At 58.1% G+C, this 13938-nt stretch carries 7 protein-coding genes; all 7 read left to right on the forward strand.

Translation table 11 applies throughout. The annotated features are described in order from the left end of the window. Positions 1 to 88 precede the first annotated feature (88 nt). The 7 genes from K227x_RS13405 (at position 89) to K227x_RS13435 (ending at position 13911) form a co-directional block, all read left to right on the forward strand. Complete coding sequence (locus tag K227x_RS13405) at positions 89 to 1891, forward strand: hypothetical protein (protein WP_145170146.1); 1803 nt, start codon at positions 89 to 91, stop codon at positions 1889 to 1891. Between the two features lie 3319 nt (positions 1892 to 5210). Further along, the gene (locus K227x_RS13410) at positions 5211 to 7016 is read left to right on the forward strand and encodes an arylsulfatase (protein ID WP_145170148.1); all 1806 of its coding nucleotides are present in this window, start codon (positions 5211 to 5213) and stop codon (positions 7014 to 7016) included. 10 nt (positions 7017 to 7026) lie between these two features. Further along, the gene (locus K227x_RS13415) at positions 7027 to 7560 is read left to right on the forward strand and encodes a hypothetical protein (protein WP_145170150.1); all 534 of its coding nucleotides are present in this window, start codon (positions 7027 to 7029) and stop codon (positions 7558 to 7560) included. A 310-nt stretch (positions 7561 to 7870) separates the two neighbouring features. After that, a complete protein-coding gene (locus tag K227x_RS13420) occupies positions 7871 to 8764 on the forward strand; it encodes a DUF1559 domain-containing protein (protein WP_218933993.1) in 894 nt (297 codons plus the stop codon). A 589-nt stretch (positions 8765 to 9353) separates the two neighbouring features. Further along, the gene (locus K227x_RS13425; RefSeq protein WP_145177837.1) at positions 9354 to 10355 is read left to right on the forward strand and encodes an AAA family ATPase; all 1002 of its coding nucleotides are present in this window, start codon (positions 9354 to 9356) and stop codon (positions 10353 to 10355) included. Next, positions 10352 to 11344, forward strand: coding sequence for a DUF58 domain-containing protein (locus K227x_RS13430; protein WP_246146777.1), 993 nt, complete (start codon positions 10352 to 10354; stop codon positions 11342 to 11344). Before K227x_RS13425 ends, K227x_RS13430 begins: the two co-directional genes overlap by 4 nt. Further along, a complete protein-coding gene (locus K227x_RS13435) occupies positions 11341 to 13911 on the forward strand; it encodes a BatA domain-containing protein (protein ID WP_145170154.1) in 2571 nt (856 codons plus the stop codon). The genes K227x_RS13430 and K227x_RS13435 overlap by 4 nt, the downstream gene beginning before the upstream one ends. Positions 13912 to 13938: the final 27 nt, after the last annotated feature.

Here is a 13938-nt window from a genome sequence, read left to right on the forward strand (position 1 = left end):
GTAACTAGATTAACAAGGGGGGTGTGCCGATCAGATAGGGGGTAGCGGTTGTTTCGACAGGTCCGGTTAATTTGCAGGATGCGTAGTGATGTTTCCATCGAAGTTCATTCGAGATTTGCCGAGTTCGGCAAAAAGAGCGTCGCTCGCGTCCCTATTGGCCTTGGCTTTTGGCCAGGTAGGTTTTGGCCAGGTCGTTGATTTAGCAGCCGAAACGCTGGACCGATCGGGACGCGTGATCGCAGAGGATCGTGACAGCCGTGTTCGCCGCACCGCGGTGGCTCGGATCAGCGACCAGTACCAATCGCAGGTCGTCCAATCGCCGGTCGTCCAAACGCAATCGCAGGTACCACAACCGACTCCGCTGCAGCCCGCACCGATGCAATCGATCGAGGGACAATCGATTCAGGGACAGGCACCATCGCCAGGTCAGCCGCAGCCGCTTTCCCAACCACAACCGCTGAACCTGAATCCGGGGGCGCCGATCGATGATCTTTTGCCGCCGCAACCGCCGCCGATCAACAATCTGAACAACGCCAACATTTCGCCGCGACAGCAGGCGAGTGCCGGAGCCGTACGAAATTCATTTTCCTCGGCGCCGAATATGATGGGCGACTTCTACGGCGGAGCGTATTCGAACTTTGTTGGGTCGCAAACCGTTGGTTTCAGCCAGCATCTTCCGGGCGTCATCATCATGGGCGGCAGTGGCGACCCGCAAGCGATCCTCGCGTTCGAGGTTGGGTCCGATACTTTCGCCAATGACCTGTTCACCGGCGGGATGGGGATGGACGGATCGGGCGATAGTCTTGCCGACACGTTTTCATTGTTGGAACCGATTCCGCCCAGCGACGCCCCGACATCTCCGGGGGCTTCGTTTACCTATGACGGTGGTTCGGCGACCTACACCTTCGTTGCGTCGGGTGACACGCCCGTCGACGGGACGTTTACAAACGGCGACATGTGGTTGGTCGAATACAGTTATTCGTCAACGCTGAACGGAACCAGCACGAAGGTTCGTCCTGTGCCGGGCCCGGGCGTTGCGTCTCGCCGCGTCAAGCTGTCCGAAAACTTCAGCCCCGATGTTCGCGATCGGTTCTTTGCCAACTATAACTTTTTCAACGATGCCTTTGGCGGACTGGGCGATGTCAGTCGCTATGTGCTAGGGATGGAACGAATCTTGGTCGACGACCTGGTGTCGGTCGAGTTTCGCTTGCCGATGGCGGGCACCTATTCCAGCAACCAAGATCTGGCCCAGGCCGAAGCAAGAGACTTCGAGTTTGGGAACTTCACGGTCATCAGTAAAGGCATTCTGCTGCGGAACGATCGCTTTATCTGGAGCGGCGGTTTGGGGATCAATGTTCCCACGGCTGACGACACCGTACTGCGACAAAACGGCGAAAAGCTTTTAGAGATTCGGAACCGGACGGTTCACCTTTTACCGTTCACGGGACTGTTCGTGCGGAAGAGTGCGGATACGACTTTCCAGGGTTACATCCAAGGTGACTTTGCAACCAATGGCGACCCGGTCTTTGGCAGTTTGACCGGCGGTGACCTGCCCAAACTGGGAACCTTTACCGATGCCAGTCTGGTGCACATTGATGTCGCCGGCAATCGCGTGCTATATCGCAACCGGTGTGCTCCACTGCGGCAGGTGATCGCCAACGCCGAGCTTCACTACACCGGCACGATGCAAGATTCCGACTCGGTCGGCAACGGAACACTGACGTACGAAAATCTGAAATCGAATTTCAATATCGTCAATGCAACGGTCGGAGCCCACCTGTTGATTGGAGACAAGTTGGTGCTGTCGCCCGGCATCTCGGTGCCACTGCGAGACGGTCTGGACGAACAGTTCGACTACGAAGCAATGGTTCAGTTGAACTATCTGCGATAGCGACGACCGCCGAGTTCGACCGGAATTCATTTGCGGGCGGACACGAAACGCAAATCGCGTTTTGCAGGTGCGACGTCGCCAATCCGAACGTCAACTCCGCTTCTTCCAAAAGCGCTATCGGCTTAGCAAAGTAGCAACGTAGGCCGGATCAAGGAGCGAAGCGACGCCGATCCGGCAATCACGCAGCACCGCCGGGCGTGACGGCCAGCGGCTGATTGTTCGGAGCCACCTTCGGCAATTCAAAAACCAGCGATAGCCCCGAATCCCAAACGTTTCCTACAAGTCAACGGTCAGACGCCAGCAAAGCTAGGCGACGAATCCAAGCCGACCAGTCACTAGCCGGTCAAAAACGGATGCGTGGGCTCCGTTCGTAGTACTGGCTTAGAACAGCCTCGGAGAGGCGAACGCACTCTGCCGTTGGCCTTGGCCAACGGTGCCTGCGGGCGACTCCATTCATTGGTCCTTCTCCGATCGCCGCGAACCCCGGCGATCGGAGAAGGGCTAATGAGGCGCGGTCCATTGAAACAATCCGTTGGCCAAGGCCAACGGCATGAGGGCTGTCGCTGCTTCCGCAGCTGGTTTGCTGCTTGTGTTCATCCCACTGCATCGCCGATGGCTCGCCATACAGTAAAGAGCTTCTGCCCGGTCCGCGGCTAAGCTGGTCGCTGTCTTTAGCCGGAGGATTGGGGCCCAGGACCAGGGCTGATCGAGCCAAGGATATCCGGCTGAAGCCGGTACTACGAACGGAGCGGACGAACACGTTGAGGGTCATCGATCGTCGTCTGCGACATGAATGATCGTGCGTGTGTTGAGCCGGGCTCCACCGCTTCATCTCGCTGCTCAACTACAAGGCCTGTGAGGACCGGTGCCAATCATTGCAACGAAGGCGTTTGAACCACGAATCACACGAATGACACGAATTCAAACTACACCCAGGCTGGCTTATTCGTGTGATCTGTGTGATTCGTGGTTTGCGATTCTCAGACTTTCTTTAGGTACCAGCTGAGATCCGACAGGCTAAATGCCACTGGGGAACTGGCCTTCGTGTGAATGCGGCTATCAATTTGGCCAATACCCACAAGTTACGAATCCACGTCGGTAACCGGCAAGCATCTAGCCGGTCACAAACGGATGCGTGGGCGCCGTTCATAGTACCGGTTTACAACAGCCTCGGAGAGGCGAAAGCCTTCTGCCGTTGGCCTTGGCCAACGGTGCCTGCGGGCGACTCCATTCATTGGTCCTTCTCCGATCGCCGCGGTTCGCGGCGATCGGAGAGGGAGGAATGCAGCGCGGTCCATTGAAACAATCCGTTGGCCAAGGCCAACGGCATGGGGCTGTCGCTGCTTCCGCAGCTGGTTTGCTGCTTGTGTTCATCCCACTGCATCGCCGATGGCGCGCGCTACAGTAATGAGGTTTTGCCGCTCCGCGGCTATGCTGGTCGCTGTCTTTAGCCGGAGGATTGGGGCCCAGGACCAGGGCTGATCGAGCCAAGGATATCCGGCTGAAGCCGGTACTACGAACGGAGCGGACGAACACGTTGAGGGGCATCGATCGTCGTCTGCGACACGAATGATCGTGCGTGTGTTGAGCCGGGCTCCACCGCTTCATCTCGCTGCTCAACTACAAGGCCTGTGAGGACCGGTGCCAATCATTGCAACGAAGGCGTTTGAACCACGAATCACACGAATGACACGAATTCAAACTACACCCAGGCTGGCTTATTCGTGTGATCTGTGTTATTCGTGGTTTGCGATTCTCAGACTTTCTTTAGGTACCAGCTGAGATCCGACAGGCTAAATGCAACTGGGGAACTGGCCTTCGTGTGAATGCGGCTATCAATTTGGCCAATACCCACAAGTTACGAATCCACGTCGGTAACCGGCAAACATCTAGCCGGTCAAAAACGGATTCGTGGGCTCCGTTCGTAGTACCGGCTTACAACAGCCTCGGAGAGGCGAAAGCCTTCTGCCGTTGGCCTTGGCCAACGGTGCCTGCGGGCGACTCCATTCATTGGCCCTTCTCCGATCGCCGCGGTTCGCGGCGATCGGAGAGGGACCAATGAGGCGCGGTCCATTGAAACAATGCCGTTGGCCAAGGCCAACGGCAGAGGGCTGTCGCTGCTTCCGCAGCTGGTTTGCTGCTTGTGTTCATCCCACTGCATCGCCGATGGCGCGCGCTACAGTAATGAGGTTTTGCCGCTCCGCGGCTATGCTGGTCGCTGTCTTTAGCCGGAGGATTGGGGCCCAGGACCAGGGCTGATCGAGCCAAGGATATCCGGCTGAAGCCGGTACTACGAACGGATTGGACGATCACGTTGAGGGGCATCGATCGTCGTCTGCGACATGAATGATCGTGCGTGTGTTGAGCCGGGCTCCACCGCTCCATGGCGGTGCTCGACTACAAGGCTTGTGTAGACGTGTGCCGATCATCGCAACGAAGGCGTTTGAACCACGAATCACACGAATGACACGAATTCAAACTACACCCAGGCTGGTTTATTCGTGTGATCTGTGTGATTCGTGGTTTACGATTCTCAGACTTTCTTCAGGTACCAGCTGGGATCCGACAGGATACATGCCACTGGGGAACTGGCCTTCGTGTGAATGCAGCAAACAATTGGCCGTCACCCACAAGTGTCGGATCCAAATCGGTAACCGGTAAACATCCAGCCGGTCACAAACGGATGCGTGGGCGCCGTTCATAGTACCGGTTTACAACAGCCTCGGAGAGGCGAAAGCCTTCTGCCGTTGGCCTTGGCCAACGGTGCCTGCGGGCGACTCCATTCATTGGTCCCTCTCCGATCGCCGCGAACCCCGGCGATCGGAGAGGGAAAGAATGCAGCGCGGTCCATTGAAACAATCCGTTGGCCAAGGCCAACGGCATGAGGGCTGTCGCTGCTTCCGCAGCTGGTTTGCTGCTTGTGTTTTGTGTTCATCCCACTGCATCGCCGATGGCGCGTCCCACAGTAAAGAGCTTCTGCCCGGTCCGCGGCTATGCTGGTCGCTATTCTTTAGCCGGAGGATTGGGGCCTAGGATTGGGTCTGATCGAGCCAAGGATATCCGGCTGAAGCCGGTACTACGAACGGATTGGACGAACACGTTGAAGGTCTTTACCCCTTCGGTCACGGCTTGGGCGGTTGGCTTGGTACTGCTAGCGACGATCTTGTTTTCGGACGGTTGGGGCGTGCGAGCGGGAGGTTTGCCGCGGGTCGGGCGATTGTGTTGGGAATGCGGTGACACCCGATCGCTGCATTTGATTTACAATGCCAGGGTTCGTGGTTCTTGAAAATTGAAATTTGCATCGAAAGAGTGTATCGATATGCCGTGTCCGTTTTTCCGTCGCTTGTTCCGTTTTGGCTTGGTTGCCAGTATGGCGGTTTCGTTCGCCATGGCGTTGTCGCACAGTCGCGTGATGGCGGCCGACAAACCGAACGTCGTGATCGTCATCACCGACGATCAGGGCTATGGCGATTTGTCGTGCACGGGAAATCCGGTCCTGAAGACGCCTCAGATTGATCAACTGTACGCCGATTCGGTTCGCTTAGCGGACTACCACGTGGCCCCCACCTGTTCGCCAACGCGTTCGGCGTTTCTGACCGGGCATTGGACCAATCGAACCGGTGTCTGGCACACGATCATGGGGCGGTCGATGTTACGAGCCAACGAAGTCACGATGGGAGACGTGTTCCAGGCGGGCGGTTATCAGACCGGTATGTTTGGGAAGTGGCACCTGGGCGACAACCATCCGTACCGTCCCGAGGATCGCGGTTTCGGCGAAGTGCTGCGTCACGGTGGTGGCGGAGTTGGACAGACGCCTGACTTTTGGAACAACGCGTACTTCGGCGGTCACTATTGGCACAACAGCACACCCACGGCGGTGACCGGATTTTGCACAGACGTGTTCTTTGACTATGCCAAGCAGTTCATTCAGAAGAGTGCCGAGGCGGACCAGCCTTTCCTGGCCTACATCGCGACCAATGCACCGCACGGTCCGATGCACTCACCGCCCGAGTACAGCAAGCCGTACGCGGATCAAGGAGTATCGCTGGCGAACTTCTACGGGATGATCGCCAACATCGACGACAACGTCGGCAAGCTTCGTCGTCACTTGGACGAATTGCGAATCGCCGACAACACGATCTTTATTTTTACCACGGACAACGGGACATCTGCGGGCGACAAAGTTTTTAACGCGGGCATGCGAGGCAAGAAGGGTAGCCAATACGACGGTGGCCACCGCGTCCCGTTCTTTGTTCATTGGCCGCAGGGCAAACTGGGCGGCGGACGCGATGTGGAACCGATCACCGCGTACGTCGACGTGTTGCCGACGCTGATCGATATGTGCGGCATCGCCCCGCCCAAGGACGTTGTGTTTGACGGGACGTCGATTGTGCCGCTGTTGAATTCGACGGCGACCGATTGGCCCGACCGGATGTTGGTGACCGATTCCCAGCGAGTGAAGGACCCCATCAAGTGGCGTCAGTCAGCCGTCATGACCAGCCAGTACCGACTGATCGACGGCAAACAGTTGTTCGATATCAAGGCGGACCCAGGACAAACCACCGATGTGGCTGATTCGCATCCCGAGGTGGTGAAGCGACTGCACGATTTCTATGAAGCATGGTGGACTGAGTTGGAGCCTTCGTTTGCCAACTCGACCGCGATCGACTTGGGGCATCCCGCCGACAATCCGGCCCGGCTGACTTCGCATGACTGGATCACTACCCGGATGACACCTTGGAACCAGGGCCAAGTTCGTGCTGCCATGAACGGTGATGCGAACACGGGGTTCTGGAATGTCAACGTCGTCGAAGATGGTGACTATGAAATTCGGCTGCGACGTTGGCCATTGGAAGCCGATGCGGCGATCGACCAGTCGTTGCCACCTGGCGAATCGGTGCCCGGTGTGTCTCCTTACCGAGCGAAGGCTGGGAAGGGAATCGACGCCGTCAAAGCGAAGCTGCAGATTGCCGATCAGTCGTTGGACGCAGCGGTCAGCAAGAACGACGCAGAGGTGGTTTTCGAAACCCAGCTTCGGTCCGGACGGACGCGTATGTCGGCGACCTTCGAAACCGCGGACGGCGAAGTGTACGGAGCCTACTACGCGTATGTGCTCAAGAAGTAGCCGCATCGTAGTGAATGATCCATTCCGGCTACCGGTCCGATTCTTTCGGCCGCCGGTTGGATGGTCGACCCATTGGTCGGCCATCACGCTGTCGATCGCCGTGTGGATGGTGGGGTTGGGCGGATGTCGCCCGCCCGATCCGATCCGACAGGCGATTGGGGGCACCGTCGATGTATCGGGAACAACTAGCCCGGACGCCATCGAAGGCAAGGTGACGTTTTTGCCCACGGGCGGAATGTCCGGACCGGCCGTTTCGACGGCAGTCAGCGGGGGACGGTATGCGTTTTCGGCTGACAATGGCCCGTTGCCGGGAACCTACCGAGTGGTGTTGGAGCGTGAAGTGTCGGGATCCGACTTGGCGGGGCCTGATCTGCGGCCACCGGACGACGGTGGCGTGGCGGGCAAGGCAGACTTGTTGTCGCCCGCGATGCAGGACTTGATGGAACCGAGCACTCGCAGAGGCAGCGCGATTCTGGAGATTCGAATCCGGGTGGATGAGCAAAACGCGGGCGAGCTGGACTTGCGATTCCAGGCAGGATCGTGAGGAACTGTTCCTCGTGATTTTGCGTCGAAAGTTTTGACGCGGATGCGGAAAGGCCTCTATGATACGGACATCGGTTGCCCGATCGGCCGTGGTTCCGACCGTGGCGTGCTGCGGCTTATCATTTCATCCGTCCTGCAGGAAACACGGATTGGCTTTCTCGGCATCCCTTCCAATCGATGCGAATTTCGATGCGAATTTGCGGGTCGAAGATGTTTGTCGTCGCAGCGGCAGCCCATCGGCGTCGTCATATCATCGGTCCTGGTCCCAGGGACGGTTCAAGTCCCGCGTCGGAGCACGGTCTGGGTTCACGTTGGTCGAGTTGTTAGTCGTGATCGCCGTGATCGGCGTTTTGGTGGGGTTGTTGTTGCCCGCCGTCCAGTCGGCGCGAGCGGCGGCACGGCGGATGACCTGTTCGAACAATTCGAAACAGTTTGCCTTGGCGATTCACAACTACCATTCTGCGTTTCAGCAGTTTCCCAGCGGATCGCGCCGTTCGTCGCCGTATGGATTCTGGTGGGGAATGTCGGCGGCGGCTCTGCCGTTCATGGAACAGGCTCAGCGTTTCGAGACCATCAACTTTGGTGCCGGGCCATGCGGCCAACACTTGAAAGATCTGCAGGAACTGGGGGCCGCGGACCCCGCGTCGACTCCGATCCAAACGCTGCAGTGTCCCAGTGACATTCGTAGCGGGGATCAGCTTCTAAGCGGGCCCACCGGACCTTTGCCGCGGTCCGGCGACGTGGGCTATTTGTATCCGACCAACTATTTGGGGATGGCCGGTTCCAGCGACGCGGACATCACGGATTCCATTTATGGTTGCCAGGGGATCCGCAATGGTGACGGCTTGTTCTATACCGACCAATCGCGGCGGTTTCGTGACGTCACCGATGGCACCAGTCAAACAATCCTATTTGGCGAACGTGCGATTCCCGAGGATCTGGGGTGGGGGTGGCCGCTATGTGGTGGTGACGAATGCGAACACTACGTGACGGCAAAGGCCGGGTTATTCAAAGGCAATCACAATCCGGCCGAGTACTACCTGCATCTGCAGCACTATTGGAGCTGGCATGAAGGCGGTTGTCACATCACGATGGCCGATGGCAGTGTTCACTTCATGAACTACAGCTTGGACTACGAGATCTACAACCAACTGGCCACTCGATCAGGGCATGAAGTCATCGTTGCCGAGAATCTGTTTCCGTAAGCAACGAGCGATCCATCAGTATCGCGATTCAAGTCATCTCGCCCCCGCCGCGTAGCGGTTTGCGGGGGAGAGAGTTAGAGAGAGGGGGAAGAAAGAAACGACACTTGTTGATCGTTCGTTGCTAAGTCGCCGTGTTTCGAATCCGCTTTAGCAACGAAACCGAATTCGGGCGATGCAGGAAGTCGGAAATTCTGGCGAGCGAAACTGACGTGGGGGCATCGCCGCGGTAAAACTTTCACGTGGGACAGAACTTTCGCGTTCAATAGGGGTTCAAGTTGTAGACCCGGTTCTAGGTTTCCCCGATCTGACGATTTTCCAAAGCTGTATCGACATTGTTCACGTTGTCACACAGACGTCGAACAGATCTGCCATTCGCACGGATCGAGTGCAGAAAATTCTGCGAATCAGATGCCGCCGCTTTGGTTTCGAATGTCGCTTGTGCAGCAACGGGGGCTTTCAGGGTCGCTATATTGGACAAGGCGGTTGCAGATGGAATCCGAGTTCGGAATGCCGTTGTCAACATCTCTCGCCCGCCCGTTCACCATCCTGCCCAACGATCGAGGTCCAATTGCCGATGTCCGCTCCCATGATGACGGTCGAAGAAGAAGCGCGTGTCGTCCAGCAGATCCGCGACGGCCGCGATCGGATCAACACGGAACTGTCCAAGGTGATCGTCGGTCAGCATGACGTGATTGAACAGCTTTTGATTTGCTTGTTCGCGGGGGGGCACTGTCTGATCACCGGGGCACCGGGACTGGCCAAGACGTTGTTGGTTCGCAGCGTGGCTCAGATTTTCCACCTGAATTTCCAGCGGATCCAGTTCACGCCCGATTTGATGCCAGCGGACATCACCGGCACTGAGATTTTGGAACAGGATGCTGACGGGCGCCGGAAACTGGAATTCGTCCCCGGCCCAATCTTTGCCAATGTTTTGTTGGCCGATGAAATCAACCGCACGCCGCCGAAGACCCAGGCAGCGTTGTTGGAAGCGATGCAGGAGCACCAAGTCACCGCGGCTGGACGTCGCTATCCGTTGGAAGAGCCGTTCTTTGTGCTTGCGACGCAGAACCCGATTGAGATGGAAGGGACCTACCCGTTGCCCGAGGCTCAGTTGGATCGGTTCTTGTTCAACGTATTGATCGACTACCTGCCGCCCGCCGACGAGTTGTCCGTTGTCTTGAAGACCACGTCGTCCAAACCGGAACCCATCGAACCCTTGTTCACCGGCGACGATGTGATGCGATTCCATGAAGCGGTTCGCCGGGTTCCGATTGCCGACGAAGTCGGTGCCTATGCGGTGCGGTTGGTCGGTGCATCGCGGCCCCAACGCGAAGGGACGCCCGGGTTCGTGAACGATTGGGTCAGTTGGGGTGCGGGATTGCGAGCAGCCCAAACATTGGTGCTAGGCGGCAAGGCCAGGGCGCTGTTGGCTGGCCGGGCGCATGTGAATTTTGACGACATTGCGGCGCTAGCGCATCCGACACTGCGGCACCGTGTGTTGCTTAGCTATCGGGCCGAGGCCGAGGGCGTGACGATCGAGGACGTGATTGATCGCTTGCTAAGCGATGTGCCCAAGTCGGTGACGTCGTGAGCTCGGGATCGCCCAAAGGTCAGCCGCGACAATCGACCGATCGCAACGTGGCGTCATCGGATCCCGTCTCGTTGATGCGGATCAAGAGCCTGGCGCTGCGAGCCAAGGCGGTGGTCGAAGGTTTTTACAACGGGTTGCACCGGAGTCCGTTTCATGGATTTTCGGTCGAATTTAGTGAGTACAGACCGTACACCGTTGGCGACGACTTGCGGGCCCTGGATTGGAAACTGTTCGCCCGCAGTGATCGCTACTACATCAAAAAGTTCGAAGACGAAACGACACGTCGATGCTATCTGGTCGTCGACCAAAGTCGGTCGATGGGATTTGGGACGCTGGAGTATTCCAAGCTGGACTACGCTCAAACACTGGCGGCGACGCTTGCCCACTATTTGACTCTGCAACGTGACAGTGTCGGGTTGATGACCTTTGACGCCAAGCTTGGCGACTTTATCAGCGCCAGGAATCGCCCGGGGCATCTGCGAAGCGTGTTGGTGGCTTTGTCCAGACCGGTTGCGGGTGAGGGAACCGATATCGATGCACCCCTTCGCCAGATCGCGGCGCTGGTGCCGCGGCGCGGTTTGATCGTGTTGGTGTCCGACCTGTTGTCACCGATCGAATCGCTGCGTACGAATTTGGCGTATCTACGCTCGCGCGGGCACGAGGTGATGATCCTGCGGGTGCTGGATCCGGGCGAAATGGAATTGCAGTTGTCCGAAGCGGGGATGATCGTCGACATGGAAACCGGCGAAGAGATCTATTTGGACCCCGAGGAAGCCAGGGCCGGGTATCGCCAGAAGTTCCAACAGCATCGTGATCAGTTGAAAACAATTTGCGATTCGCTAGGCGTTGATCTGTTCGAAATGCCCACTGACCAGCCACTGGAACAGGCGTTGTTTCATATCCTGAGTGTCCAGAAACGCCGTTCGGCTGGTCCTGCACGAGCCGGAATGGTGGCGGCCGGTGCCGCTTCGGGAGCACGTTCATCATGAGTTTGCTAGCGCCCATCTTTTTCGCCGGTGCATTGGCAATCGGGCTGCCGATCCTGTTCCACCTGATCCGCCGGCAACCGAAGAGCCACGCGGTGTTCAGTTCGCTGATGTTCCTGGAAGCGACCCCGCCACGTTTGACACGGCGAAGTCGGTTGGACCATTGGCCGTTGTTATTGATCCGGGCACTGGCGTTGTTGCTGTTGGCATTGGCTTTCGCAAAGCCGTTTTTGCGCAGTGCGCTGCAGACCGATGCTGAGCTTCCCGCTAGACGGTTCGTATTGCTGGTCGACACCAGCGCTAGCATGCAGCGATCGGGGCTTTGGCAACAAGCGTTGGCGCATGCGGACACCGTCTTGAACGATCTGCTGCCTAACGACCAAGTGGCATTGATCACATTCGATCGGACACCGCAAACACGTCTACGTTGGGAACAGTCCGGTGAGATGCCGCTTGAGGGGCGGCGAGACGCCATCCGTTCGGCGCTGGCGGAACTTCGTCCGACTTGGATGGCGACCGACACTGCCGCCGCGCTGACGTATGCGGCGGAGTTTGCTGTTTCCAGTGGTGAATCCGACGACGATGTCGATTCGCAATCCGGTGGTGCCAGCACCGTTGGCCCGAATGCATCGGACGACGATTCACAAGCTGTGGGTTCGGCCGATGATGATGTGGTTGACTTGGACGTTGCGGGGGCGGATGGATCCGGACGTGATTCCGCGTTGTTAGATCAGGCCACGATCATTTTGATCAGCGATCTGCAATCGGGAAGCCAGCTGGAAGGTCTGCAATCGTTTGCTTGGCCGGAACAAGTGCAAGTGGATGTTCGGCAGGTGGGGTCAGGACAGCGGACCAACGCATCGGCAGTCGTGCTGTCGGATGCTGTCAACGAATTGTCCGACCGGGATGGTGAGTCTGGCACCGGTAGAGGCACCGATCAGGTTCGTGTTCGCGTCGCCAATGCATCGGACAGTGCCGTCGCCGACTTTGCGATCGGCTGGGAATCGGCAATGGACGCAGCGGCGGTCGCCCAGCCATCAGGATCATCCACGGACGCCAAATCGAACTCGACCGGTACGGGCGAATTGGTTCGCAGCGAGTCCGCTGGCAACGTTCCGGGGGCCGAAATTGCCAGTGATGGGGGATTGGCCAATGGTCGGATGCCGATCCAGGTGCCGCCGGGACAGTCACGGATCGTTCGAATGGATCGGCCACGGGACGGTGCGACGGCGTTGGTGATTTCCGGCGACGATGTGGATTTCGACAATGTGCGTTGGATGGTGATGGAAGAATCGCGTCAGCAGCGAATCGCATTTCTGGGGGCTCCAGCGGCCGTCGACAGCGACGCCGTCCGGGACAACCTTCTGTACTATCTGCAGCGAGTTCCGTTGGACGACGCTGGACGCCAGGTCACGGTTGAGTTCGTGGATCCTGGATCGATCCTTTCCGAGTCATCGGGGAACGATTCGGAAGTCACACCGTCGGCGGCCGAGGATTCAGTGGGGACGGACCCGGCATCATCCGGCTCGGCCGTATCCCCCGATGCATCATCCGAATCGGCGGCGACGGCGGCAGACAAGAACGATGCTGCCGTACCCGTTTTCTCGAGCGACGATTGGGATCCGAAAACGACACCGTTGGTGGTGGTGGCGATGCCGCTGGAATCGATCATGACCGATCGTTTGGCATCCTACATGGAACTTGGCGGACGCGTGTGGGTGGTGCTGGATCGACCGGATCCCGCCTCGGGCATGGCGGTCACGCTGGGGAACTTGGCGGGCCAGTCGATCCGGCTGACCGAGGCGAAGGTCGACGACTACCACATGATGTCGAAGATCGATTTTGGCCATCCGGTTTTTCAAGCGATGTCGGACCCGCAGTTCAATGACTTCACGAAGGTTCGGTTCTGGTCTCACCGTTCCTTGACGGGACTGGACCAAGACTGGAACGTGTTGGCCCGGTTTGATGATGGCGAGGTGGCGTTGGCGGAAAGGGTCATGGGCCGGGGACGGTTGATGGTGGCTAGTTTTGGTTGGCAGCCAAACGCCAGCCAGTTGGCCTTGTCGACCAAGTTCATCCCGCTGGTCGCGGGGATACTTGGCAGCGATTCCCAGGGCATGGCCGGCACCGAAGGAATCGTCGGCCAGAATGTTCCGTACAACCAAGGTGCCGGTTTGCAGATCGTTGGGCCAGACGACAAGCCGATGCCGTACCAGACAGCATCCGATCGGTTGCTGATCGACAAGCCCGGGGTGTACCGCGTCGTTGACGGTGATCAGCAGCATCGGTTTGCGATGAATCTGGCTGTGTCCGAGAGTCAGACCGATGCGTTGGGGGCTGACAGCCTGGAACAATGGGGAGTGAAGCTTGGCGAAATGGTGGATGCCAAGACGGCGGAGGCAACCGATCGCCAACTTCGCGACCAAGAACTAGAGAGCCGCCAGAAACTTTGGCGCTGGGCGTTGCTGATTGCATTGGGATTGCTGGGGATCGAAACGCTGTGGGGCAGGTGGTTGAGTCGTCGGCGGCCTGGGGATGCGGGTTCGTTTCGGCCATCGGTGGACGGTTGATCGAGACATGCAAAGGAATCAAGGGAA

The sequence above is a fragment of the Rubripirellula lacrimiformis genome (assembly GCF_007741535.1).
Classification (GTDB): domain Bacteria; phylum Planctomycetota; class Planctomycetia; order Pirellulales; family Pirellulaceae; genus Rubripirellula; species Rubripirellula lacrimiformis.

Excerpts from the sequence above, each read along its gene's own strand:
- K227x_RS13405 (WP_145170146.1), top strand. The coding sequence starts at position 89 with ATGTTTCCATCGAAGTTCATTCGAGATTTGCCGAGTTCGGCAAAAAGA.
- K227x_RS13410 (WP_145170148.1), top strand. The coding sequence starts at position 5,211 with ATGCCGTGTCCGTTTTTCCGTCGCTTGTTCCGTTTTGGCTTGGTTGCC.
- K227x_RS13425 (WP_145177837.1), top strand. The coding sequence starts at position 9,354 with ATGACGGTCGAAGAAGAAGCGCGTGTCGTCCAGCAGATCCGCGACGGC.
- K227x_RS13435 (WP_145170154.1), top strand. The coding sequence starts at position 11,341 with ATGAGTTTGCTAGCGCCCATCTTTTTCGCCGGTGCATTGGCAATCGGG.